The following is a 22,370-nucleotide window of genomic DNA, read 5'->3' on the forward strand; positions in this document are numbered from 1 at the left end:
AATGGAAAGGCCCGAAGCGATGCTCCGGGCCAGTTGGTCGAAATGAATGTTGGTTGACCGCCGCGTGGCGGATGGTGGTCAGGACTCATGCAAGAGCTGCTGCACCTCCGCGGCAGAGAGATGAGCGAGGAGTTTGAGGACCGGCCGGAAGCCCGGATTGCGGACAATGACCGTCCTGAAGCCCTCATTTCCCGGCGGCCAGACCTCGTCGGCATAGCCGCGATCGGTACCCGCAGCGTTCCAGATGCGTTCGAGCAGTTCCTGGCGAATGTCGGGGACAGGTTCGCCGGTTTCCCGCGCAACAATTGCTACGCGCATGGCCTCAGGTGTCATCGCGGGATCGGTGACGCTGACGAAACCGTGGAACCAGCGCTCGCCATCACGGGTCACGAGGCTGAAGAGGACAGACCGGATCTGTTCGGGACGCCGTCCGGGAAGAACAGTCAGACCCCCGGGCGGTAGACTGGCAAGAAAAAGACCGGCCATCTCGCGCGCCGCGGGCTCGTCGAGCTCGAACCACTCGCCAGCATGTAGGACACCGGTGAACCGTCGCAGGGACATGGGCGCTGTATCGTGCCTCGACAGGAGCGCTCGGACCTCAGCAGCAGAGGCCGCCCCCGTGTTGATACGGCGGAACGGTGAAAAGAGGGAGGTGGTGGGCATAACGGATCGCCCCTTCATGTTGGTGTTGTGTGGTGGGACTGACGTCAGTCCGTCTCGTCGGATGCGAGGCTCTCGAGATAGCCGGCCAGTGCTTCGGTGTGCCGGTTCTGGTCAAGCCAGCGGGAGATTTGCAGCAACAAGGTGAAACTGTTCCATCCGGCGGTGGCGGCGATGCCCTCCAGACGGCTGCGGGCTTCATGGCCACCGGTTTCATTCGAGCAGGTTTCTGGCGCCGGCTGCGTTGGGTGCTCGTTCCACATGCGCTCCAGCATGTCGGTCGTCGAGGAATACTGGATCGCCGTGCCGGTAATGCGCATGACACTGCCGCCAAAGCCGTCTGCGCGCATTTTCGAGCAGGTGAACGCCGCCCAGACTACGATTTCCTCAAGGGTGGCGGAGCGCCGCACAATATCCTGCAGGATCTCGGGCCAACCGCCCTTGCTGGTGGTCAGGTCGATCTCGATATAGAAGCCACGCTCGGCGTCGTCTTTGGCATCAAATGCCGCAAGCAGGCTGGTGATATGCTCGTGGAACCGGCTTTCCGATCCACAAGACCCTTCAAGCGCCGCGCGCAATTCGTCTTCGCGTGGCGAGATCAGTTCGTTGGGACTGTTCCAGGCGCTGAAGAAGGTCCCATCGCTCCACGCTTCTTCATCGAAGACGAGGGATAACATCAGACGCTCGAGCGGTGTCATGTCGCTTGCCGGAAGGTCCGGCGTCACGACAGTCTCGGTGCGGTAGTCTGTCATGTCACGCCTCGTCACGCTGCGATGAAGACGGTGAGGTGGCGCAGATGCACCGGCAACTTGGCCGCGACCTCGTCGTCGGTCAGGTCTTCAAGCAGCTTGAGCGTGGTGCCTGCCGCGCCACCATAGAGGATGATCGTTTTCTTGCCGCGTGAGGCATATGGCCAGCGATCGCCGGCATAGCCGCGATAATCATCGGCGGTGCTGCTCCAGATATGGTCCAGGCGCTCATCACGGGTCATGGCGCGGACCGGCCGGGTTTCGCGCTCGATGATGGCAAGGCGCAAGGCCTCAACAGAAGAGGTGTCGGAAAGATCGCAATAGCCGTGGAAGTGCCGGATGGCGCCGTCGATGCGCAACGCGAAAAAGACGCTGGTGACCGAGCCGGTCAGAAACTCGCGCATGGCGAACATCGACCCGCGGATCCACATGGGCGGCAGGATCTCGAACATATAATCGTGTTCGCTCTCGCGGATCTCGAACCATTCCCCGCTGTAGAGCGATGTTGCATCGCCGTTCCAACGATCAGGTCGCTGGGCATGGCGGTCGAACATTCGGAACATCTGGTGGCGGTCGGCGACCCCCTGATAGACCTTGCGAATTGTGGATGAGGTATTCATATCCCGGCTCCTTGGGAGTTGTTCAGGACCGATGCGCGGCGCTGTCCTCTCGACCTCACCATCCTCTTCAGTCCTTCATCACCCCTCCCCTGCCGCCGGCATCGCGACCGGCCGGGTCAAGGGCCGGCTCAGGCCGGGCGCAGCTTCCCTTGATGCGGGCGGCGCGCATGCGGCACGCCTCGTTTTGCCTCCCGTCTTTCTCTTTTTTCCTTTTCCCTTTCCTGCAGAGCCTCATTCCAGTCATCGGCGGGCGGCCGCAGTCGCTGCCAGCCGCAGCCCGCCTCTTCGGCAAGGGTTCGAAGCCGATCGGCGAACGTGTCGCCCTGCGTGTTATTGTCAGTTGCCGCGACCAATTGGACGCGGGACGAGGCGGTTAGGATACGCAGCGCCGCATCTGTTGCCGGAGACCAGCCCCCGCCGGTACTGAGATAGAGGGTACCATCACGCAGACCCTCGAAGGCAGCAAGGCTCATGGCATCGATCGCCGCTTCCGTGACGCAGAGCCGGGACGCCGCAGACCGGCCGAGGCGAAACAGGACCTTTGTTCCCCCGGTCGAAAAACCCCTCCATTCCGGGCCGCGCTCCTCCCAACCCGTAATGGTGCCAAGATCATTCGTGTGGGCGGCCCACATGCTGCCGTAAGGTCCTTCGCGAAGATGGTTCTTGGAAATGGCAGCATGGAGTGTATGGGGTGGCAGCAACCTCATTGCGGAGAGATAGTGCCAGGTCTGCGAACCGGGCCATGGCCGGCGTTGGCGGTTCCATCGTTCGGCAATTGCGAGGTTTGGCCCGCGGGCACGATCGGGAGCCCTCCTGACGGTTTCGTGCGGGACATAGCCGGTCAGATCGGCAACGCGATCACGTGCTGCCGTAAACCCGACTCCATCCAAATGGGTGACGAGCGAGAATACGTCACCCTTGGCTTCGGAAAGCGGATCGAACCAGCCGTGACCGTCATGGATCATGATGATGATTTCGCTGTCACGGCGATATTTTACCGCCCGCCGGGTGCTCTCCTTCAAATCGATGGCGAAGCCCGCCTTTTCCAACACCGCCGAGCATCGCACACGGCTGCGCAGCTCCTCGATTTCCTTCTTTTCCATTGTTTTCCGGCCTTATTCAGCCGCCCTCTTTTCCACTTGGGTTGCCTTCCCGCAGATTTCGCGGGACCCCATCTGACAGCCGCGAAGAGCATGCGGAGGCAAGGGCGCGGCGGGACTTGCTGGGAAATCGGGTGCTACAAGCACCGCCTGCCCGCCGCGGCGAAGCTTCCCTTGCCGCCGCCGGCTCGCAAGCGGCACCCAAAGGGGCGGGCCGGCTCTTAAGCCGGCCTCATTCGACTACGAGCAAGCTTGATCGCAAAGATCAAAGGTGCCCGGAGCTCGGTCAGAGCCGCCCAAAATATCAGCAGTCCAGATCGGGCCTGGTTCTTTGATCCAACGCAGTTCGGCGAGGGTCTCTACAATGGACTGCCTGGTTCTGGGCGCAGTGATTGGTCCCGCATGATGTAGTTTTCGTGGTCCGATCGTCTTAGCTGAAGTGGATACAGCCCATGGCTCAGCTAACTGTCCTTAGTCGCCTCGCCTCCCCTCACGCTTCGGTGCTAGTGCACCTGATGCTCAAAGAGTGGCGCGATGAGCGCGCATGAGCGGAAAAATTTCAGGACAAATTCAACGGGATCGCGTATCTTCCGCCCCGAAGCGGTACGCGCCGCTTCGGGGCGTCGAAACCCCTCATACCCGGTTGGTGCCACCCGTAAGGCATCAGACTCCTTGACCTTTGCGGTCGGGGGACCTGTGGCGTATGCAATAGGTTCTCCGGGACTAAAGGCCATGGGGCCGTGGTATGCGGTTTCGAATCCCCCGATCACCAGGGGTCAATGAGCATTGGACGGCGGGGGCGAACCGCCGCGGTTGCTTTAGGAGAAACCGTTGGAACAGGATACTGTCTTTACTTTCTACACATACTCAAATGCGGGTACTCCAGCCGAGGAGCGTTGGAAGCCAACAGGCATTCCAGATATTTTCTTCGATAGTCGTGAGGAGGCTCAGCGCGCCCTGCTAGAGATGCGTGACGATATAGCAGCCGATCCGGAAATGAAGTGGCCGGTCATGATCGTGGAAAAAGTGATAACAACTCCTATCAACAAGAAGAGTATTCTTGCTCTCCTGAACGACGGGTTAGGTGCATTCATCCAAAGATACGAAATTGTTGAAAGCATTGGGCCTGAATGAAGCGAAAAGCATGTCTGATTGCGGCAAAACACGACGCCGATTCTCTACTACCAGCACACGTCGCCCTCTGTTCGATTTTCCTGCCTCTTAGCATTTCTACATTCTTTCCACCACGACATTTCAGCGGTATCCCGATTCTTGAGGCGATGAACGCGTATGCGGTACTTCCGTCTTTGTCTTTTACTCCCGTTTCCAATTTCGAACCGATCGAATGATCGTCGCGTCAGTGTGCATCATCCGGCACGCCATCGCTGTATGCGCAATGCAGTTGAACAGGCTGTGTCCTCCAACGCTGCACGCAGTCTGAGCAGTCTTGTCCGCCGCACCTGGTTTGGTGATCTCACCTCGCAATGATGGGAAAGCGCCGAGCGCCAGGATCGTCAGGTTAGGTTAGGTGAGGCGATCGTTCTTCGGACGGTCGCCGGTTTGCCCCGCATGACCGCAGGACGCGAGTTAGCATTTAAACCGCTCCAGCATGGTTTTGAGTTGAGAGTTCTGCAGCCGAAGTTTGCCGATAAGTTCGCTGCGCAAGAGCTTTATCTCGTCATCGAGGGTGAAGGCCAGAGGCGTTACGGTAGCAGCGTTCGCAAGCTGGCGTCGGGTGACTGATTCATCCGCCTTGTTCTTGCCTCGCCTTGGCGCAGGAGCCCGACGGGCGGAAGGCCTCGTTTGGATATCGGACTCTGCAGCGACAACATCGTCGTCACGAGACACGGCAGGAGCAGCAGAATCCGTCGCCTGTGCCGCCCCGGGGTTCACCGTAAGATCGACTGCGGCGACCGCTTTAGCCGCCTCCCCCGTGATCGGCCCAGCTTGCGGTGGATTGCTCACGGTCTTCACGTCGTCGGAAACCGCCTTGGCAGCGAGCAGACTCGCGGCGTCCTGTTGCTCAACGTCGGGGGCCGACATGCGCTGTTGCGGCTCCTGGCGTCGCCGTGACGTCAAACGAGCAACGAAATTCCATAAGGATGCCATTGTCATTGACCTCGTGTTCTACCCGCATACACAAAGCGAGCGCGAACCGGACGGTCGCGGTGACCCCGCCGGGATGACTGTCACGGCTGGCTGGGGATGCCTTCGCCCGTCAAGCGAGATTGAGCCGCTTTCGCAGATCCGCATTTTCGGCCCTCAGCTTTTCGGAAAGCTGCTTGCGAAGGTTGCGGTTTTCGTCTTCGAGCCGCAGGAGTTCCGCGATGTCATCGATCGCGTCCACCGGGGCGGTCGATGAAGCATCAGAGATGTTGCTCTCGCTCTTGATAAGCTTGCTCCTTGGAGTTCTTGCAGCCACGATCGCTCCGGCTTTACGGCCGCGCTTGCCCCTGACCTCTGTCGCATCGGCGCCGCCCGGTGCGGCCGTCACTTGCGACTGATCCGGGTCCGCCTTCTTTATTCGCGGCTTGCGCTGTTTGAGCGGCGCAGCAAGCGCCACGACGGGCTCCTGCGTATTGGTTTCCGTCACGGTTTCCATTTCGTCGGGCATATGGATCTCCTCTATCTCCGATGCATTGTTCGACTGCTGCAGCGCCGGTGTCAACATCTGATCTATCGATCTGTCCTGCCCGATAGGCTCGTCCACCTGGGAGGCGTCACCATGATCACGGGTTGAGGAAACTGTAGCTTCGTTTGCCTGTTGAGCCACCGACTTCAAATCGAGGTCTCCCCATATCGAATCCGGTTTGCGCTCTGACCTGCGTCGCGCATTCTTGTACTCGACGGTGAAGCTGCGGTTGATTTTTTTCACGGAATGATGCCTCGATCTCTGGCGTTGCTGTACCAGCTATCCGGGGATGACCGCAAGACCACACGGCGAGCACTTAAGGTACACTCGCCCCGCTCCCGTTTCCTTCCCTCCTATCACCGAGCATGTCACCGTTCCGACTGCGGGCATCCAATCCCAGCGCGACAGGGCGGAAAGGCAATCTTATCCAATCCTTCGTTATAATGTGGAGACTCCCAGTGCCTGTCCCAGCCCGGTATCTCAGTGCCTTATAGATGAGGCTCGCGAGTCTCGCGCCGGTCAATCTCGCCTCATGAAGGGGTCGCCTTGGACTTCAGGAGCGCTGCAACCATCGGCTTAACGGTGAATTGCTGCAACAATGCCCTTTTGGTTAGGGCGCGAAGGTAGGCTCCGGCAGAATTGATCGCTGCGCCCTTCTCCAAGATGCATGCAATCGCAACACCTGTGTTTTCCGGGCCGAGCGCGAGACATGCTTCATGGAAGGCGGAAGAACTGATCTGCAGCATAGGTCTTAGCACTGCGGTTGCTGCTACGAAATCTCGCCAGGTGCTGATTGATCCGCCTGGCCCGTACAGGTGGATCTCCGGGCAGGCGCGAAGCACGATGTCCAATGGGACACTTGGATTAAGTGACTGACCTTGAGTGTTACGCCGTGGTTCAATTGCGCATTCGCTCACGCAGGAAGATGTATATTCGTCTCTGTCGAGCGGTACCGGTAAATTGATCGGCTTTTCAGATTCAGAAATGGATTGTGTTTGTGAATCCTGTATGTGGCGCTCATTTTGGGACTCTTTGGAGCGCATATTTTGTGTTTTATCGTGTTGGTCCAAAAGCTTGACGATAGTCGCGCGAAGGTCGAGCAAACGCTCGAGCACGAATTGGAGCTCATCGAGAGAGGGGCGGCGCGGCAAAGATGTAAGGAAGGCGCGGAACCGGTCGTGGAGATGTCCCCACTCACCTTCTACGCGGCCCTCCAGCGCCAGCTGGATAAGCTTGGTTATGTCGCGCCGGCAAAGACTGATCCGTTCCCGTGTCGCGTGAAAATACTCCCGATCTGCCGTGATTTTCGCTGCGAGACCTTCGATCTCGCTTGCGCGCGCGAGCAGTGGAGCTAAATTGAAGCCGAAAGCTTCGTTGATCTCCCCTGCCCTGCTCCGCCGAGCAAAGCGTTTGCCGTTGGCGCTGTCTTTACGGAGGATAAGGCCAGCGTCTACGAGTGCGGCAAGATGACGTCTCAATGTCGCTGCTGTCATGCCTCTTGCACGTATCGAAAGCTGTGCGTTCGATGGGAAGACGATGAGGTCGTTCTTCGCAGTGAGCTCGTCGGATGGATAGAACGATAATAGAGCATCGAGGACCGATAGAGATCGATCCGACACATTCAACTCCTCGCGGGCCTCACAAACAGCCCTGAAGAGCTTCCATTTGTTTCTCTTGGTTTCTGGTTTCGCTTCGCTGATTTGTCGTTGTCTCGACAACAAGGCGAACGTCATAGATCGGCGCCCAAAGGGCGTCGTTGCATGTTCACTATCCATTTCTTCACCCTCATAAGGCAAAAGAAATCCGCTCACCAAAAACGGCGCCAAGACTCTTGACTGTGATTCGTGGAAATGCGATTCTCGATCTTGCTTAAGGACTTGAGGAAGGCTTCCACGACGGGAACGTTTTGGTGGCCTTTTTCTTTGCGCTATTGCTCCTTTTGAACCAGATAAACTGCCTTACCGGACCTCATTTTATGCGGTCCAATTGGTGATCGTACTCGCGTACTAGCTCAGGCATCCGTACAGCCAACCAGCGAGCGAACGCATCTTGCTTTTTCGGGATGGTAACTGTTGTCCCTGTCGGCGAGCTTTTCATGCGCCCGAACAGCCGTTCGCCTAGCTTAAAGTTGATCACATTGGACGACTCGCCCGGCTCTGTAGGAATGATGCCGTTGGCCCTGTCCATTGCCATCCCGATACGACCCGCTCCATCTTTCGAAAGAAAATCGGCGGTATCGAGGATTTCGCGAACAGCGGTGACCTTGCTAGCGTCTTTAAGAAGCTCAGCGAAGGCGGTCCACTTTGGACGGCCGACGGATTTGGCGCGACCGATGGCAAAGATGATGTCCGAGGGAATGACGGATGTGACACGAAACAAGTGTGAGACGGCTGCTTCGGACAGAGCCAATACCGGACAAATGGCACGATGAGACAAGCCGGCTTCCTTTAACTGAACAGCCCACATCGCTTGCTCTATCCAGGTCAGATTTTCGCGCACACCATTTTCGACAGCCTGCTCTTCGATGAGCTGGCGGTCCGTAAGACTACGGACATGCGCTTTTATTTTGACCGTCTCCGGTCGCTCGGAGTCCGCCATCAGGGACATTATGGCTGCTAGACGGCGGTGGCCATAGGCGAGCTGGTAGTAATCAGGTTTGCTTGGATGCGGCCGAACGAGGACGGGTATTTTCTGTCCTTCGGCGGCAATCGAGACCTTCAATGCCTCCAGTTCGGCTTCGGCGTCGTGATCGTTGTTAAATCGGTCCTGGTAGGGTGAGCGATCTATTCTCGATGGATCGATTGAGAGGATGCTGTCCTCACCGAGGTGCGCCAGGGATTTTCCGACGTTTGCGATAACAGGCGACGAATGTCGTCGAGAAGGGACAGGCCTTTCAGTGGCGTCAGCCTCAACGGTTTCGGTGCGATTGACGGCCTCCTCGGCCATTCGTTGAAGGATGCTCTTCTTCATGGGCTGCGTCCCCAAATTTTGTGAGCGAGTGCCAGGATTTCGAAATTTACTCTATCGGCGCTTTCGAGCGCGCGCTTGAGGGCTTCTCTGCCAACCTCACCCGTTTCCAGTTCATAAAGCGATTTCTTGGCCACGGCGGCCCCGGCTATTGCCGTGGATTCCAGGGCTTCGGCCACAAGAACGTCATCACCAAACAGTCGACGCATCACGCCGCCCATGTACTTTTGTGGACCGTCGTTCGGGTTGACGCGCGTCAGCAGGAAACGAAAGAAATCATGTTCGAATTTCGCTCCGAACTGTGCGAGCACTTCGGAAAGATCTGAAATCATGATCAGAAACTGATTGCACGATGCAACATCGAGCATGGCCGGATGCACGGTGATTATGAGCGAGCTTGCCGCATAAAGGGCAGCGAGCGTCGAGTAACCCAGTGAAGGTGGTGTATCAAGAATGACGAAATCATACAGCTCGTCGACGCTCGCTATCGCGGTATTGATTCGCTCAAAGAACAGACCAAGTTCGTCGCGCGTTTTGGACGTCAGATAGGTCGGTGTATCGAACTCGAAATCCATCAGTTCGAGATTACCTGGAACGAGATCGACGCCAGGGAAATACGTCGATCTGATTATATCCCGGAATGAACGACGCTCGTTGTCATACCGTATCGCAGCATAGGCGGTCTCGTTATCGTTGAGATCGAATTCCGGTTGGATGCCGAACAGTGCGGTCATCGATGCTTGCGGATCAAGATCAACACAAAGAACCCTGTAGCCTTGCAAACCGAGAAAATGCGCGAGGTGGATTGAGGTCGTGGTCTTAGAACTTCCACCCTTGAAGTTCGCGGTCGCAAGGATTTGGAGCTTTTCGCCCTTTCGCCGATGAGGCACGAGGTGTGCGGCGTCGTCAGGGCGCAGCGAAGCGAGGAAGGAGCGCAGTTCTTGTACCTGTTCGACTGTATATGTACGACGGTTGTTCTCCGCTCTGTCGGGAAGCGGCCCTTTTCCTTCAATAGTGAGTTGGCGTAGGGTGCTCTCAGGCACGCCGAGGAGTCGAACGAGATCGACTGTCGAGAAAGTTCTCGAAAATGTTTTCCGAGCTTCAGGCGGGTAGACAGCCTCGCGCATATCTCGGAGTTCCGCAGAAAGCTTCGACGTGTATACGCCGATTTTCGAAGCGGTATCTGTGACGCTCTTAGATGCCATCTGATGCATCCGTTCCTCTTGACGGTTTAATTCACTTTACGGGGCTATTTCCGTCATGATTGGCAGAGGTGGTCCGATTCCACAAGCTTTTTTTAGTTAATGAAAAGTTGACGCCCTGCTGGCGCGAACGCCCTCAGTCGCTTAAGCGACTTTACAGTTGTAAAGTCTTGCTCTCCCCTCCCCCGCAGGAGCGTCAACTTTACAGCTGTAAAGGCTGTCAGGCGTGCTGTTGAAGTCAATATTGGAGGCGGTCCAGATTTTGCGGCCTAATTCTCCGGAGTGCCCCGGGAGGCTTTGGCAACGGTCGTTTCGAGGATGTGCTAACTGGCTGCCGTTCCAGCCACGGATGCGCCATCGAGGCAGTCCTTGGCAGTAGTTTCACCAAGGCTTCCACGACCGCACTCGGTTCACTTGCGCCTATCGTGGCTGGTGTATCGGGCAAGCCGAAAAGTAAGTCGAAGCCAGTGCGCCACCTAGCTGGCTCAGGGATCGGAAACCGTCTGCAGATTGGCTACCGGGAGAACCTGTCCAAGGTTTCGTAGGCGAAGTTGCGTTGGTCGTGCGGCCATTGATCGAGATAGTGGAAGACATCATCAATCCCGCAGATTTCTTGGACGAGTTATTTTTCCTGCGCACTGACCGGGTGGTCGAATTTGCCAAATGCTGTCGTAAATCTCCTTCTTGGCATGGGCCGAGGGAGCCAAATTCCGGGTTTGAGGTTTCGTCGATTCAAGGACGAGATGTCTTTTTGAGGAGGAATTGAACTCGCGCTTCCTTTGTGTCTGGATGCATGCTGGCGGTCGCAGTACTTCCGCGTCGCTGGGTTGAAGCGACGACCAACCGAATTAAGTCCTCTCGTGGGAGGGGCAACTCATGAGCGGGTCGGTAGATGATGACAGTTCTGGCACGATTTCGGGAGATGTGACCGAATGGCTGCTGTCATATGAAGCTCAGCCGCAAAATAAGGTGCTCGAAATTCTCGCCCGCGCCGCTTACGATCATCACGTCTAGCGATATCGTATCCCGGAGGATCTCGCGACCTATCTTTTCGGTACCTATTTCGGTCGATGGTCCAGGTTGATCAATTCACCAACGTCGAACTCAAGCCACTGACGGATCCAGATGTTCGAGGGCTTTCAACTCCGAATGATCGAAACCTCTCGCGGCCAGATCCGCGTAAGTGAGGGAGGGCAGGGACCGGCGGCCCTGCTTCTCCATGACCATCCCTTCACCCACATGACCTGTGCAAGGGTGGCTGAAAAGCTTGCATCGTTTCATTCGGTGATTTGCGCGGATCTGCCGGCTCCTGCAAATCTTATGTGCTGCCGGGCGCCCCTGACAGTCGTTACTCGTCGAAGCGGGAGAGGGCCGAAGTTCTCATCGAGTTGATGGGGCAGCTCGGCCATCGGGAGGTTCTCCGTCGTCGCCATGATCGCGGGATCTACTTGGCCTTTCGAATGGCAAAGGATCGTCCTGAGGTTATCGAGAAGCTTGACGTCATTGATTGCTTGCCCATCATCGAGCATCTTGATCGCGCCGACTGGAAATTCGCCGGCGACTTGTATCACTGGTTTTTCTTTGCTCAGCCGGAAAGCCGGAACGGGCAATGCCGGCCGACCCTATGGCCTGGTACAATCAGGTCTCCCCGCACCTCATGGGCATCGAGGCCTACGACGATCTCGTCAACGCCCTGCACGATCTCGCAGTCATCCACGGCATGGTGGAAGATCACCCCGCGGGAATGCGGATAGACCATGTTCATTAGCGCGAGGACCGGGATGCAGGCCGAAAGCGGTAATGCTCGACGTCGTGTTTGTGGTCCACCCGTGACGATCTCGAGCAGATCTACGCTGACCCACTGGCAATCTGGCGCAACTGGGCATCCGATGTTGAGGGGCATGGTATCGACAGCGACCATCATGTGGCAGAGGAGAGCCTTGACGAACTCGCGGCCGCCATCCTGGCGTTCCTTCGATGAGCCCAGGTCAATCGATCGACGCATGGCGACGGCGATCACGGACCGGCTTATCGCTGCTGTATGACCTTGCAGGCGTTCTTCATATCGTTTGGGCCCCGGGCCGTTCCTGTCAATCACACCTCACTGGTTCCCGTTCCCGCACGCAGCTATCTTTCTGACAGATGTGAGCGAGCTTGCGGGTGCAGTAGGCGTTCTTCCTTAGTTGGACGCGAGCAGCAGCGGCAATCGGGCTGGCGCTATACGCGGTCCGCGTCGATCCAGCGAATATCAAACATGCGATCGATAGCCTGTTCGTGACAGATGCGAGCGTGCTCAAGCGGCTTTATCACCTTCCGCGTCTTGCACTTAAGCCGGTCATCGCCTAGCTGCCGCTCTTTGCAAGCGGCGGCGTCATCTGGCCGGTCGCGCGCTCTCTGGAAAAGGGCGATGGTAGCCATGACTGGATGTTTCGGCTGCGGAAGATATCGCGTCAGTCAGGGCCAACGGAAACAGCTACCGTGGAAGAGACGCCATCCCTGAGACCGGCAAAGCAGTACCTGAGCCTCGGCGGCACTCGAAAGTCGAAGATTGACGACAACATAACCGACACCCGCATATGGGACGACGAGCCGGAAGAGGCCGCGAAGTTCTGGAAAGAGAAGGTTGAGGTGCTGAGGGAGGATGAACGGAAGCAGGGGGAGGATTTGCTCCCATCGATCAATGACCAGTAGGTCGGCGTAGCTGAGCCTTTTGATGGCGATCGAACAGAAAGTGGCATGTTCAGTCACATCATGCTCGGAGCGCAGGATCTGGCAGTGATGGTGGCATTCTACGATGCCGTCCTCGCGCCGCTCGAGCTTCACCGCGACCATGCCTCCGATCATGATGATCCGGCGGGCACCATCTGGAAGCGAATCGGCAAACGCTGGCAACAGTTCGCTACCCGAAAACCGATCAACAGTCTGCCGGCGACGTGGGGCAACGGTGTGCAGATCAGCTTCGCCAGATATTCCAGGGCTATTGTCGACGAAGCTTGGCGTGCCGCTATCGAACATGGAGGAATGGACGAGGGCGCCCCGGGGGCTCAGGCCGAAATACGCTGACGACTTCTATCCGGCCTACTGCCGCGACCCGGAAGGCAACAAGCTCTGCTTTGCGCATGCAGGCGGGATTAGGGATTAGGCCGAAACTTACCGCGTCGGCGCGCTGATAAGTTCACAGGAATTACATAACATTGCACTCGACATCGTTTTTGCGGAAAGGTGTATTACGCGGAGATGGAGAGAATCATGTCGTATCAATGGGATGCCAGCAAGGCTCGTCGAACTCGTCTCGTCAGGCTAGGATGTGTTATCATCGCTACGACGGCAAGCGTTGCAATCCCGGGCTATGTTCTGGTCGAAGCAATGCGTCCCTAGCGGGTTGATTTCGTTTTCGCAATGAGAGGCAAAATTCGTCGTATAGTGTTCGCCTTAGTTCTAGATGGATACCGCGATGCTCAAAACCGATACCAAGCAGACTGGCGCCGTGCGAATCGAGGCAAATACGATGCCCTTCTCGCGGTGCAGCGGGCGGTGACATCGGGCGATCTGGAAAGGCAGACTTGTGAGGTCTGCGGGGCACAGAAGGTAGACGCCCACCACGATCAGTATGACTACCATTGCAAGTGCGATGGTTATGCCGATGGCATCACACCCGCCTTCATCATTACGGCGAGGAAATGTTTCCCGTCAGGCCAATCGTTTGAGCCAGCATCAGTTGAGTGCGGCTCATTGGCCGGTGGGTATACTCGAAGAGCCTTGGGAGATGGCTTGTAAGCCTGCGCCTGCTGAGCGGTAATCACGTAGTCGAAGGGGACGCCGATTCGAGCCATAGTAGAAGCGATCAGATCGTCGTCGGAGTTGATCAGAATCGTCAGCTTGTAGCTCTCGCGTAACCGGTGAAGAGCGTCCCGCGCGTCTGGATGCGGGCCCATCGTCTTGACCGAGGAGTCAATACTTTAGATGTCGGCTGCGCCGGGTGAAATCCCGTGTTCGTCGAGCACCGCCGTCGCAGTCACGCTGTCCGACTGCTTTCCAAGCGTCTCGGAGATCTCGCGCAAAAGCACTTCATGCCACTGTACGATTGTACCATAGCAGTCGAAGGTGATGATCCTGGGCAACGGATCAAATGTGAACGGTGTCATCGTGGCAAGCATCTCCGGACTGGTTTGAACGACGGAAGTGGAGTTCGCGCGACCGGATTGTCGGCCGGGCACCGACACCTGCCTTGTCACCGGCCCCTCAGCCGGCGCCATTTCAGCAGCTAGCCAAATCCCGGTCCGATCAATAAGCCGCCAATGATCCACTCTATCAAGAGTCAGCCGCCGTTCGTCGGGATCATGACCGGTGACGAACAGAAAGAGGAAAAGGCGACTACACCACAAGCTATCAAAGCAGGAGCGACGAACAGGGTTTTCTGTGTTCTTCGCATGTATATGCTTTAAACTTCGTCGGACCACCGGCTGCGATCATACGGAATGCGATAGGGGTGGCAAGCTGCCTTGCGCGCCTTGCTCTCAATCCTGGTAGCTTGAGATTCAATGAGGCTACCATCAGGATCGCGGCAATACACTGAGGTGAGCGTTCCGCGGGCGCCTTCCCTCAGTCTCAGGCTCCAATTGCAACATACAGAATTGACCGGGCGTTACACGGAAAAATCAGCGGCGTCTTTGCGGCATCCAGCGAAACCGACGTGTGGCCGTTGTGGTGAACGTTTTGCGCTTTCTAATTCCTCCGATCGCTATCAGCAGCAACACCGCGGCGCAGAGCAGAAACAGATAACCACCGATCGCGCGATAGACGAGAACGCCGACAACGCCCCCGAGGAGAAAGGCGGCAATGGTCCAGGCGTGGAGCTTCAGCCTCGCGCGGTTCTCGGCGGCGTGAATATCCGGCTCTCTCCCACGCAGAATATCGAAGGCGATGCCAAGCTCGATGCCAATATCGGTCGCCATGCCGGAGACATGTGTTGTCCGCACGCGGGCATCGGAAATCCGCGTCACGGTGGCATTCTGCAATCCCATCAGAAAGGAGAGGCCCAGGATCAAGAGGGGAGGGCGCCAGACCGTCAGCAGCCAGATGTCGGCGGCGCCAAGCAGAGCGAGGAGGCATGCCTCCAGAAGAATGCTATAAGCGTAGATACCAACTATCCCCCGTCGCCGCCCCGCATTGATCAACAGGCTGGATACGGTGGCGCCGATGATAAACGTGACGACGATGGCGAGGAAAAAGAGGCCTGGTCCCCATTGCGCCGTCGCAAAATGATCAGACAGCGCCGACACATTGCCAGTCATATTGGCAGCGAAAAAGCCCACCGCATAGAAGGCGGCCGCATTCAGAGCGCCAGCGATCAATGCCAGCGAGCAGGCGAGGTGCAAATTGATCCGCGCGTTGCGCGCCGCTCCCTGGCTAATCAGCATCACCGCGCTCCAAAGCGTTCCTCACAGCCCCGCCGCCTTGGTCAGGTTTACCATGAAGCGGTCACGCCGACGCTGATATCGCCGGGTCATCTCCGCCGACGCATGGCCTAGCTGCTTTTGCACATATCGCTCATCGACCTCGGCAGACGATGCAAGGCCAGCGCGTAAGGAATGGCCGGAGAATTTGAACTCCCGCTCGATCTCGGCCAGATCGCCTCGAATGCCGGCAGCCATGGCTGCGCGCTTGACCAGGCGGGCGACCTCTTTGTCGTTCAAGCGCTCCGATCCCAGGGATTTTCCCTGGCCCGTCACCCGCCGAAACAGCGGGCCATGGGCGAGCTTGGCGAGCTTAATCCAGGTTTCGACGGTGGCGACGGGGCAGGTAGTGTCCGAAGAGCCGCGGCCGATTTCGACTTCACGCCAACCGGTCTTGCCGCGAAGCGTCACCAGCATGCCTTTATCGAAGACCTCGATCCAGCCGCGACCGTCTTCGGTCTGATCAGCCTTGAGATCGAGGCCGACGATCTCCGACCGCCGAAGTCCACCAGCGTAGCCGATGAGTAACATGGCCCGGTCGCGGATGCCGCGCAGGGTGCCGCGATCGAGCGTTTCCAGCATGGCGATGATGTCGGCCGCCATGACCGCTTCCTTCTGGACCGGCGGGCGGGCATGGCTGTTGCGGATGCCGGCCATGACGGTGGCGATATGTCGGTCCTTGCGATCGAGGCTCAGGCCGCGTTGCGCGTAATTCCAGGATATCGACGAGAGGCGGCGTTCGATCGTTGCAACAGAATTCGCTTTCATGCCGCGTTCGGCCGCGCCGGAAGCACAGGCGGTAATATAAAGCCCGACTGTCTGTGGATGCGGGGGGAGGGGGGAAAGGCTGGAGCGCCGGCACCACGCAGAAAAGTGCTTCCAGTCTGAGACATAGGCTTTGCGGGTGTTGATTGAGCTGGCTGCCTCGACGTAACCGCGCGCTCGATCGGTGAGTTGCTGAAGGTGTCCTGGCAGATTGGAGCTCGGCGGGAGAGCAGGGGAGGGGACGTCGGCTCCCGAGATCGGTGTTTCGTCTTCCTCAGCTTGGCTCCCAACAAACCCGTTCATCTTACACGTCCCATGGATTGATCACGGCTGCGTCTGTGTCCTCAAAGTCCTTGACGTTGCGAGTGACGAGGATCAAGTCGTGGACGATCGCAGTGGCCGCGATCAGCCCGTCAAAGTCGCCGCGGGGACGGACCGCAGCGATGCGGCCCCATTCGACCGCGATCTCATCGGTCACTGCTAGGATGCGATCACCATGGTCGTGGCGCAGCTTGCGTAGCCATTCGGCAAGATGCGCTGCAGCCCTCGGATCTGATTTCTGCTTCAGAGCAATACCGCGCATAATCTCACCAAGCGTCAGCGCGCTCAGATGTACGCTAAACGGATCGACTGAGCGCAGCCAGGATACTGCCTGCGGCGTGCCGCGCCTAGCCTCCGAAACAATGTTCGTGTCCACGAGATACATCAGAAGGCCACGTTGCGGCTTGCCACTTTTGCCCGCGCGTCGACCTCGTCGGCAAAGGCTTCATCCCAAGGGGGACCGGCGAGCAAGTCATCGACCAAAGTCGGTCGTCCTGCGCGCAAGGCGTCATAGTCTTTGGCGGACAAAACGACTGCCGTGCGCTCTCCACGCACGGTGATTTCCTGCGGGCCTTCGAAGCGTGCCTTTTGCACCACTTTCGAAAACTGGTTCTTCGCGTCCTGCAGCTGCCAATCCATAAGTCCGCTCCAATCTAGCTAGTCTGTCTAGCTATCAATAGCATCATCTCTTAGGTTCTGAAACCTGCTTATCTAACGACAGCAAGTGTGCCTCTTTTTAAATAAGCGGACTGCATGTCTTTGCCGCGTAACAATAATCGCTCATTCTAATTGAGTGAACTTGAGTAGGTTCGGTGGAATTTAGCCTGATTTGCAGATCGATGTAAGAGCGAGCGTCGATGGGCCGGAAACCAGACAAGTTGACCGTCGACGACGCAGCCTGGCTGAGGGCTGTGTCGCGCGAGAAGGTTATTCGCCCCTTGGCTTTGCTGTCCCGCCTTTCTGCCGCGCATGTGGGCAGGGCCTGCCGGGAGCTGAAGTTGGGGCAGACGCGTTTCTATAAGCTGCTGAACCAATATCGCGCATCGCCGGTCACGAGCTCATTGCTGGATGCTATACCGGGACCCTCCAAGGGTAGAATGCTGTTGCCGCAGGACATTGAGGAGATCATTCAAGCGGCGATTCATGATACCTACCGGAAACGCGAGCGGCCAACGATCACCGCTCTTTACGATCGGGTACGGCAAGTTTGCCATGAACGCGGAGTTCGCGCACCATCGTGGACGGCTGTCCGGGCGCGGGTAGACTGCATAGATCCCAAGATACTTATGCGATGGAGGGAAGGAGCGAAGGCGGCAACCGAAAAGTTCGGCGTTGTCGTGCAAGAATATAACGCCGACTATGCCCTTCAGATTATTCAGATCGATCACACGCTGGTGGATTTGTTCATCGTCGATGCGGTTAGCCGCAAGCCGCTGCAGCGCCCCTGGCTGACGTTGGCGATCGATGTTGCCAGCCGCATGGTGGCCGGCTTCTATCTCAGCCTGGAAAGCCCATCGTCGACATCAGTCGCCTTGGCGATCGAGAATCTGGTGATGCCCAAAGAACCTTGGCTGCAGGCGAAGGGCATTGATGCCGAGTGGCCGGTTTTTGGATTGCCTGACGTTATTCACCTCGACAATGGAGCAGAATTCCATGGCAAGGCCCTTGTCAGGGGAGCCCCTGAGCATGGGATCGAGCTGATGTACCGGCCTGTGGCGCGGCCGCATTACGGCGGGCATATCGAACGGCTGATCGGAACCATGATGGGCGCAGTGCATCTGCTGCCAGGATCCACTTCGAGCAGCATTGCCAAGCGGGGCTCTTACGATCCGCAGAAGCATGCCGCAATGACACTGGACGAATTGGAGAGATGGTTGGCCCTCCAGATCGTCGGCCGCTACCATGCCGAAGTTCACAGCGCATTGCTGCTTCCGCCGAGGACAGCCTGGGACGATGCGGTCGCGGCCCGTTCCCAGCCCCTGCGCCTGCCGCGTGATCCAGAACAGTTTCTGCGCGATTTTCTCCCCTACGAGGAGCGCTGTATCCGCAGGGATGGCCTGCATCTGTTCGGAATTCGTTATTGGGATGACGTTCTCAGTCCTTTGGCTGGGCGATCGTCGCGCCAGGTCCGGATCAAGTATGATCCGCGCGATCTCTCCTGTGTTTATGTGGAGCAGGCAGACGGTTCGATCTGGCCAGTGCGTTTTGCGGCCCTGGACCGGCCGCCGATTACGCTCGGAGAACATCGCCTGGCGCGTGCTGCACTGAGGGCTCGGGGAGTCCGAGCTGTCGACGAGCATCTGATTTTCGAAACCATCGCCGAGCAACGGCGGCTTATGGAGAGCGCCGTTCAGCAGACCCGGGCCATGCGCCGCCATGCTGAGCGGAAAGAGCGTGCATTGGCAGCCCGTGATCGGACTACCGATTTACCGGAATCGGACGTCGAAGACGATGTCTGCGTCGACGTGTCGCCATTGGCCGTGGAGGAATGGTCGTGAGCGATTATGCCCATCTTCTCCCGGCCTACCGGAGTTATGCCGAGTTGAGCGACAGTGAGCACATCGCCTGGATCCGGGCAGATCGCTGGCTCGAAACGGCTCAGGCGAATTCGGCCCTGCTGCGGCTCGAGGATCTGCTCTCCTATCCTCCGCGCGACCGCATGCCCTGCCTGCTCCTATATGGAGACACCGGCATGGGAAAAACAAAGATCATCCGCAAGTTTCTTCGTGATCATCCCGTGACTTTCGACAGGGGAACCGGCGTGACCTTCATGCCGGTTGTGGCGATGCAGATGCCCGCAGAGCCGTTGGAGCGCGATGTCTATGGCGAGCTCTTGAATGCGCTCGGCGCGCCGGGGCCGAACAGCGACGCGGCATTCCGCTTAAAAACGATCTGCCGTAGCCTGATGCGCAGGATGGGCGTGCGAATGCTTGTTATCGACGAGATCCACGCCATGCTGACCGGCACGTTTCGCCAGCAACGGATTTTCCTTAATGTGATCCGCTTTCTTGCCAACGACCTGAAGGTGCCGTTGATCTGCGCCGGCACCGATCTTGCCCGGCAGGCGCTTCTCACGGACCCGCAGCTCGCCGAGCGGTTCGAAGCGTTTCACCTGGAGCGCTGGTCGAACGATCAACAGCTGGGCCAGCTTCTTTCGAGCCTGGCGTCGATTTTTCCCCTACGCCGGCCATCGGCAGTGACATCTCCGGCGGTTCGCCGGCGGGTTCTTGAGCTCACCGATGGCGTGACTGTGCGCATATTCCGGCTGATGGAGACCGTTGCTACCGACGCCATCCGCAACGGTGGTGAATGTATCACCGCCGACAGCTTCAGCCGCGACGACCTTGTGTTGCCGCTTGTCGCCATGGTTCGGCGGTCGGAACGCTCGCTCCAGCGGCGATCGGCGCGGTGAGGCAAATCCCCCTCTTGCCGATCGCACCGCGGCCTTACCCAAATGAACTGATCTCATCTTGGCAGTCCAGAGTGGCTTGTCGCTACGGATGCACGCCGGGCGAAATCGAGCATTGGCTGGGGCATGAGGATCGGCCGCCGGCTTCCGGCAGTTTCGAATTGCGGGATTTTCGCCCGGATCCGCTGGTCCTTAGATCGTGGGCGCGCACCGCCAGACTAAAGATCGCTGAAGTCGAAGCAATGATGTTGAGCCGATCGGTGAGGTCGATCGCCTGGTATGTTGCCGACCGCCGGGACCGCGGGATTTGCCTCGAATGCCTTGATGATGATGTGTCGGAGGGCCGGGATCACTATCTTCGCCGTGAATGGGCTCATGTCGAAGCGGCGGTTTGTCGGAAACATCGTTGCATGCTGCAAGATTGGTGTGGCCAGTGTTTCGCACGGGACCGCTTCCGCTTCGAATGTATCGAGGAAGAGGCGCGGCTGATCTGCGGACACTGCTCGATCACGGTATCGGGGGGACAAAAGAAGGTCGAAGGGACGACCACGGTAGATTTCCTGCTCATGCTGACGGCCGCGATAGACGCCGCTATCGAGGGGAGGGAGGGCGGCGTCGCACTGGATGAGATAAAGGCTGCGATTGAAACCTTGTGGTCGCCGTCACAGGCAAATGGCAAACCGTTCATTGCATGGCTTGACCTGAAGCTTCCCTTGGGACGCCTTCCCGCTTTCGCCGCCCGCGGCAACCCTCTCGTCTGCCTGTCGTTTCCGTGGCGCATCGTCACATTCATGGCCGTGGCGCAGTTGCTTGATCTGGCGCAGGCAAGGCGATGGCTCGGACCGCCGCCGTCTTACCTCGAGCGAGAGTTGGCCAATCGTAAACGCAATACACTGCCACAGGACGCGGAAACGCCCCATTCGGTTGGAATTCTGGAAACCGTTCCGAAGCTCAGGCTCAGACCCGATATCGAGTATCATCAACTGGCCGAACAGATCCTGGCCAGCCAGGATTGGAAAGCGATTTCGGCCAAAAAGGGGAGTTCGTGGGACAGGAGGCTCGGGCGCCTTATGAACCAGGCACTCAAGAGCGAACGAGGCCGAAGCGATGCGCCTCGTCCAACAGGGCTCTGACGGAAGACGGCTGCCACTTCCTACCACCACGCACCGGCCGCTCCCCCATTTGGTCCAGTTGCGCGGCGATGTCGCGCAACGACAAAGCCGGATCGGCGATGGTGATCGCGGCAACCAGCTTCATGAGATGATCCTCCGGGGCGCGGCGCGGCGACCGGGCAAGCAAACCGGGATCGGCCAGCTTCTCGCGCACCATACGATGGACGGCGCGGCGCAGCCGTTCGACCGTCCAGTCATGACCGCGGCGATTGAGGATGCGCACGACATTGTCCCAACTATGCTGCGGCCGGAGTTGCCGCACAATCGGCAGCCATGTCTGTGCCGACGAAATCAGTTCGTCGAGATAAAGTTTCTCGCGCGCTTGCGACACGACCTTGATCGCTTCCGGCCGGCGCTCGCGCAGACCGGGATTTCCGGGAAGCTTGCCCCTGGCTTTCGCGGCTTTGATGCCGGCCTTGGTTCGTTCGGCGATCAGCGCGCGCTCGAGCTGGGCGACGGCACCGAGCACCTGCAAAGAAAACATGCCCTGCGGCGTGGACGTGTCGATCGGATCGCGCAGCGAGCGGAAATGCACGCCGCGCTGTTCGAGGTCTTCGATCACTTGCAGCAGATGGCTGACCGATCGCGCCAAGCGATCGAGACGAACGACGACCAGCACGTCGCCGGCAGTCAGATCCTTCAGCAACTTGGTGAGCACCGGTCTTGCACGGGACAAGCCGGATCCGTGCTCCTGATGAATGCGATCACAGCCGGCCGCGCGCAACTCATCGACCTGGGCATCGTTGAGCTGATCGTCGGTTGAAACCCGCGCGTATCCGATCAGCCGTTGCGAAGGGGAGGGGGAGCTAACGGTTGCAACCTGTGGCATTAGTTTTGGCTCGTTTTTGGGGGCGTTTGTACAGATAATGAATGCGTGAGAAAATGAGGGTTTGCAAGCGTGTTTTAAGACTAAAATACGGGGCCATATAGCGCGTTTTCCGATCCGACATAGGAACGACCCATCTAGGCCACGGCACGCCCGTCAGCGGCCCTCCTTGGCCGAAGTGCCCCGAAACTGGCTGTTTTGCGAGGGGTCGAGCGCTGCGCTGCCATATTGGGCAGACTTTGGCGAGATGTGCTTGGGGGAGGGGCGCTCGGCCGAACGGTTCGGCGCGCGTTATTTCACTCAATCAGGCAGAATTTTCCACCGATCCAAAATGAAATACGAGGAAAAAGCCTGCATTTGCGGCTTTTCCGCCGATCCTCAAGGACCGACATTGGGCCATTTCTCTATAATGAGCATAATGTCCGATAATGCAAGATTATCGGACGTTATAAAATCAAGACAAGTCGTGCGGATTTTGCCAATTTAGATGG

22 protein-coding genes and 4 pseudogenes are annotated in these 22,370 nt (G+C 58.1%); 10 read left to right on the top strand and 16 right to left on the bottom strand.

Annotation, left to right across the window (positions count from 1 at the left end; genetic code table 11):
* Positions 1-78: 78 nt before the first annotated feature.
* From FG152_RS17390 to FG152_RS17405, 4 genes are all read right to left on the bottom strand, one after another.
* The gene (locus FG152_RS17390) at positions 79-663 is read right to left on the bottom strand and encodes a DUF1419 domain-containing protein (protein WP_498987450.1); all 585 of its coding nucleotides are present in this window, start codon (positions 661-663) and stop codon (positions 79-81) included.
* 44 nt (positions 664-707) lie between these two features.
* Entirely contained in the window at positions 708-1,412 is a 705-nt protein-coding gene (locus FG152_RS17395; protein ID WP_498987453.1) for a hypothetical protein, read from the bottom strand.
* Positions 1,413-1,423: 11 nt separating this feature from the next.
* Positions 1,424-2,029, bottom strand: a complete 606-nt coding sequence (locus tag FG152_RS17400; protein ID WP_498987455.1) for a DUF1419 domain-containing protein — start codon at positions 2,027-2,029, stop codon at positions 1,424-1,426.
* Positions 2,030-2,157: 128 nt separating this feature from the next.
* Entirely contained in the window at positions 2,158-3,132 is a 975-nt protein-coding gene (locus FG152_RS17405; protein WP_498987457.1) for a DUF3991 and toprim domain-containing protein, read from the bottom strand.
* 828 nt (positions 3,133-3,960) lie between these two features.
* Here FG152_RS17405 and FG152_RS17410 point away from each other — a divergent pair.
* Positions 3,961-4,263 carry a hypothetical protein gene (locus tag FG152_RS17410; RefSeq protein WP_498987460.1) on the top strand — a complete coding sequence of 101 codons (303 nt, stop codon included), beginning with the start codon at positions 3,961-3,963 and terminating at the stop codon, positions 4,261-4,263.
* Positions 4,264-4,716: 453 nt separating this feature from the next.
* Here FG152_RS17410 and FG152_RS17415 read toward each other — a convergent pair whose 3' ends face one another.
* The 5 genes from FG152_RS17415 to repA form a co-directional block, all read right to left on the bottom strand.
* On the bottom strand, positions 4,717-5,172 hold the full coding sequence (locus tag FG152_RS17415) for a hypothetical protein (RefSeq protein WP_498987462.1): 456 nt from the start codon (positions 5,170-5,172) through the stop codon (positions 4,717-4,719).
* Between the two features lie 175 nt (positions 5,173-5,347).
* The gene (locus tag FG152_RS17420; RefSeq protein WP_498987464.1) at positions 5,348-6,004 is read right to left on the bottom strand and encodes a transcriptional regulator; all 657 of its coding nucleotides are present in this window, start codon (positions 6,002-6,004) and stop codon (positions 5,348-5,350) included.
* Between the two features lie 287 nt (positions 6,005-6,291).
* A complete protein-coding gene (gene repC / locus FG152_RS17425; RefSeq protein ID WP_498987850.1) occupies positions 6,292-7,536 on the bottom strand; it encodes a plasmid replication protein RepC in 1,245 nt (414 codons plus the stop codon).
* Positions 7,537-7,729: 193 nt separating this feature from the next.
* Positions 7,730-8,731 carry a plasmid partitioning protein RepB gene (gene repB, locus FG152_RS17430; protein ID WP_498987467.1) on the bottom strand — a complete coding sequence of 334 codons (1,002 nt, stop codon included), beginning with the start codon at positions 8,729-8,731 and terminating at the stop codon, positions 7,730-7,732.
* A complete protein-coding gene (gene repA, locus FG152_RS17435; RefSeq protein WP_498987470.1) occupies positions 8,728-9,942 on the bottom strand; it encodes a plasmid partitioning protein RepA in 1,215 nt (404 codons plus the stop codon). The genes repB and repA overlap by 4 nt, the downstream gene beginning before the upstream one ends.
* Positions 9,943-10,806: 864 nt before the next feature.
* Between repA and FG152_RS17440 the strand changes: the two genes are divergently transcribed.
* The 6 genes and pseudogenes from FG152_RS17440 to FG152_RS17465 all read left to right on the top strand — a co-directional run bounded on the left by FG152_RS17440 (position 10,807) and on the right by FG152_RS17465 (position 13,637).
* A complete protein-coding gene (locus FG152_RS17440) occupies positions 10,807-10,944 on the top strand; it encodes a hypothetical protein (RefSeq protein ID WP_498987473.1) in 138 nt (45 codons plus the stop codon).
* 111 nt (positions 10,945-11,055) lie between these two features.
* Positions 11,056-11,911, top strand: a pseudogene (locus tag FG152_RS17445) (alpha/beta fold hydrolase).
* Between the two features lie 503 nt (positions 11,912-12,414).
* A pseudogene (locus tag FG152_RS17450) lies at positions 12,415-12,621 on the top strand (hypothetical protein); the annotation flags it as partial.
* A 45-nt stretch (positions 12,622-12,666) separates the two neighbouring features.
* The gene (locus tag FG152_RS17455; protein ID WP_498987475.1) at positions 12,667-12,993 is read left to right on the top strand and encodes a VOC family protein; all 327 of its coding nucleotides are present in this window, start codon (positions 12,667-12,669) and stop codon (positions 12,991-12,993) included.
* 186 nt (positions 12,994-13,179) lie between these two features.
* Positions 13,180-13,308, top strand: coding sequence for a hypothetical protein (locus tag FG152_RS17460; RefSeq protein ID WP_498987477.1), 129 nt, complete (start codon positions 13,180-13,182; stop codon positions 13,306-13,308).
* 45 nt (positions 13,309-13,353) lie between these two features.
* A pseudogene (locus tag FG152_RS17465) lies at positions 13,354-13,637 on the top strand (hypothetical protein).
* Between the two features lie 252 nt (positions 13,638-13,889).
* Here FG152_RS17465 and FG152_RS17470 read toward each other — a convergent pair.
* From FG152_RS17470 to FG152_RS17495, 6 genes and pseudogenes are all read right to left on the bottom strand, one after another.
* Positions 13,890-14,075 (bottom strand): hypothetical protein, encoded by a 186-nt coding sequence (locus FG152_RS17470; protein ID WP_498987479.1) that lies wholly within the window; start codon positions 14,073-14,075, stop codon positions 13,890-13,892.
* 372 nt (positions 14,076-14,447) lie between these two features.
* A pseudogene (locus tag FG152_RS17475) lies at positions 14,448-14,533 on the bottom strand (VOC family protein); the annotation flags it as partial.
* A 55-nt stretch (positions 14,534-14,588) separates the two neighbouring features.
* Positions 14,589-15,350: a YoaK family protein gene (locus FG152_RS17480; RefSeq protein ID WP_498987482.1), complete on the bottom strand. Its 762-nt coding sequence runs from the start codon at positions 15,348-15,350 to the stop codon at positions 14,589-14,591.
* A 21-nt stretch (positions 15,351-15,371) separates the two neighbouring features.
* Complete coding sequence (locus FG152_RS17485) at positions 15,372-16,454, bottom strand: site-specific integrase (RefSeq protein ID WP_498987485.1); 1,083 nt, start codon at positions 16,452-16,454, stop codon at positions 15,372-15,374.
* 1 nt (position 16,455) lies between these two features.
* On the bottom strand, positions 16,456-16,857 hold the full coding sequence (locus tag FG152_RS17490) for a type II toxin-antitoxin system VapC family toxin (protein ID WP_498987487.1): 402 nt from the start codon (positions 16,855-16,857) through the stop codon (positions 16,456-16,458).
* Complete coding sequence (locus tag FG152_RS17495) at positions 16,857-17,111, bottom strand: type II toxin-antitoxin system Phd/YefM family antitoxin (protein ID WP_498987489.1); 255 nt, start codon at positions 17,109-17,111, stop codon at positions 16,857-16,859. Before FG152_RS17495 ends, FG152_RS17490 begins: the two co-directional genes overlap by 1 nt.
* A 239-nt stretch (positions 17,112-17,350) precedes the next feature.
* Here FG152_RS17495 and FG152_RS17500 point away from each other — a divergent pair, with 239 nt between their 5' ends.
* From FG152_RS17500 to FG152_RS17510, 3 genes are read left to right on the top strand one after another with little or no spacing between them, the layout of a single operon-like run.
* A complete protein-coding gene (locus FG152_RS17500; protein WP_498987491.1) occupies positions 17,351-18,970 on the top strand; it encodes a TnsB C-terminal domain-containing protein in 1,620 nt (539 codons plus the stop codon).
* Positions 18,961-19,884, top strand: coding sequence for a TniB family NTP-binding protein (locus tag FG152_RS17505; protein WP_498987492.1), 924 nt, complete (start codon positions 18,961-18,963; stop codon positions 19,882-19,884). Before FG152_RS17500 ends, FG152_RS17505 begins: the two co-directional genes overlap by 10 nt.
* 14 nt (positions 19,885-19,898) lie before the next feature.
* On the top strand, positions 19,899-21,014 hold the full coding sequence (locus FG152_RS17510) for a TniQ family protein (RefSeq protein WP_498987495.1): 1,116 nt from the start codon (positions 19,899-19,901) through the stop codon (positions 21,012-21,014).
* Here the strand turns inward: FG152_RS17510 and FG152_RS17515 are convergent.
* Positions 20,965-21,882 carry a recombinase family protein gene (locus tag FG152_RS17515; RefSeq protein WP_498987498.1) on the bottom strand — a complete coding sequence of 306 codons (918 nt, stop codon included), beginning with the start codon at positions 21,880-21,882 and terminating at the stop codon, positions 20,965-20,967. The two genes, FG152_RS17510 and FG152_RS17515, sit on opposite strands and share 50 nt — an antisense overlap.
* Positions 21,883-22,370: the final 488 nt, after the last annotated feature.

This window comes from Ochrobactrum sp. XJ1 (genome assembly GCF_024701725.1).
GTDB classification, from domain to species: Bacteria; Pseudomonadota; Alphaproteobacteria; order Rhizobiales; family Rhizobiaceae; genus Brucella; species Brucella anthropi.

What these genes read in the sequence shown, in the direction of transcription:
- repA (WP_498987470.1), bottom strand. Translation starts at nt 9,942, where the DNA reads ATGCATCAGATGGCATCTAAGAGCGTCACAGATACCGCTTCGAAAATC.
- FG152_RS17515 (WP_498987498.1), bottom strand. Translation starts at nt 21,882, where the DNA reads ATGCCACAGGTTGCAACCGTTAGCTCCCCCTCCCCTTCGCAACGGCTG.
- repB (WP_498987467.1), bottom strand. Translation starts at nt 8,731, where the DNA reads ATGAAGAAGAGCATCCTTCAACGAATGGCCGAGGAGGCCGTCAATCGC.
- FG152_RS17480 (WP_498987482.1), bottom strand. Translation starts at nt 15,350, where the DNA reads ATGCTGATTAGCCAGGGAGCGGCGCGCAACGCGCGGATCAATTTGCAC.
- FG152_RS17455 (WP_498987475.1), top strand. Translation starts at nt 12,667, where the DNA reads ATGTTCAGTCACATCATGCTCGGAGCGCAGGATCTGGCAGTGATGGTG.
- FG152_RS17395 (WP_498987453.1), bottom strand. Translation starts at nt 1,412, where the DNA reads ATGACAGACTACCGCACCGAGACTGTCGTGACGCCGGACCTTCCGGCA.
- FG152_RS17440 (WP_498987473.1), top strand. Translation starts at nt 10,807, where the DNA reads ATGAGCGGGTCGGTAGATGATGACAGTTCTGGCACGATTTCGGGAGAT.
- FG152_RS17490 (WP_498987487.1), bottom strand. Translation starts at nt 16,857, where the DNA reads ATGTATCTCGTGGACACGAACATTGTTTCGGAGGCTAGGCGCGGCACG.
- repC (WP_498987850.1), bottom strand. Translation starts at nt 7,536, where the DNA reads ATGGATAGTGAACATGCAACGACGCCCTTTGGGCGCCGATCTATGACG.
- FG152_RS17505 (WP_498987492.1), top strand. Translation starts at nt 18,961, where the DNA reads ATGGTCGTGAGCGATTATGCCCATCTTCTCCCGGCCTACCGGAGTTAT.
- FG152_RS17390 (WP_498987450.1), bottom strand. Translation starts at nt 663, where the DNA reads ATGCCCACCACCTCCCTCTTTTCACCGTTCCGCCGTATCAACACGGGG.
- FG152_RS17470 (WP_498987479.1), bottom strand. Translation starts at nt 14,075, where the DNA reads ATGACACCGTTCACATTTGATCCGTTGCCCAGGATCATCACCTTCGAC.
- FG152_RS17415 (WP_498987462.1), bottom strand. Translation starts at nt 5,172, where the DNA reads ATGTCGGCCCCCGACGTTGAGCAACAGGACGCCGCGAGTCTGCTCGCT.
- FG152_RS17460 (WP_498987477.1), top strand. Translation starts at nt 13,180, where the DNA reads ATGTCGTATCAATGGGATGCCAGCAAGGCTCGTCGAACTCGTCTCGTC.
- FG152_RS17485 (WP_498987485.1), bottom strand. Translation starts at nt 16,454, where the DNA reads ATGAACGGGTTTGTTGGGAGCCAAGCTGAGGAAGACGAAACACCGATC.
- FG152_RS17495 (WP_498987489.1), bottom strand. Translation starts at nt 17,111, where the DNA reads ATGGATTGGCAGCTGCAGGACGCGAAGAACCAGTTTTCGAAAGTGGTG.
- FG152_RS17405 (WP_498987457.1), bottom strand. Translation starts at nt 3,132, where the DNA reads ATGGAAAAGAAGGAAATCGAGGAGCTGCGCAGCCGTGTGCGATGCTCG.
- FG152_RS17400 (WP_498987455.1), bottom strand. Translation starts at nt 2,029, where the DNA reads ATGAATACCTCATCCACAATTCGCAAGGTCTATCAGGGGGTCGCCGAC.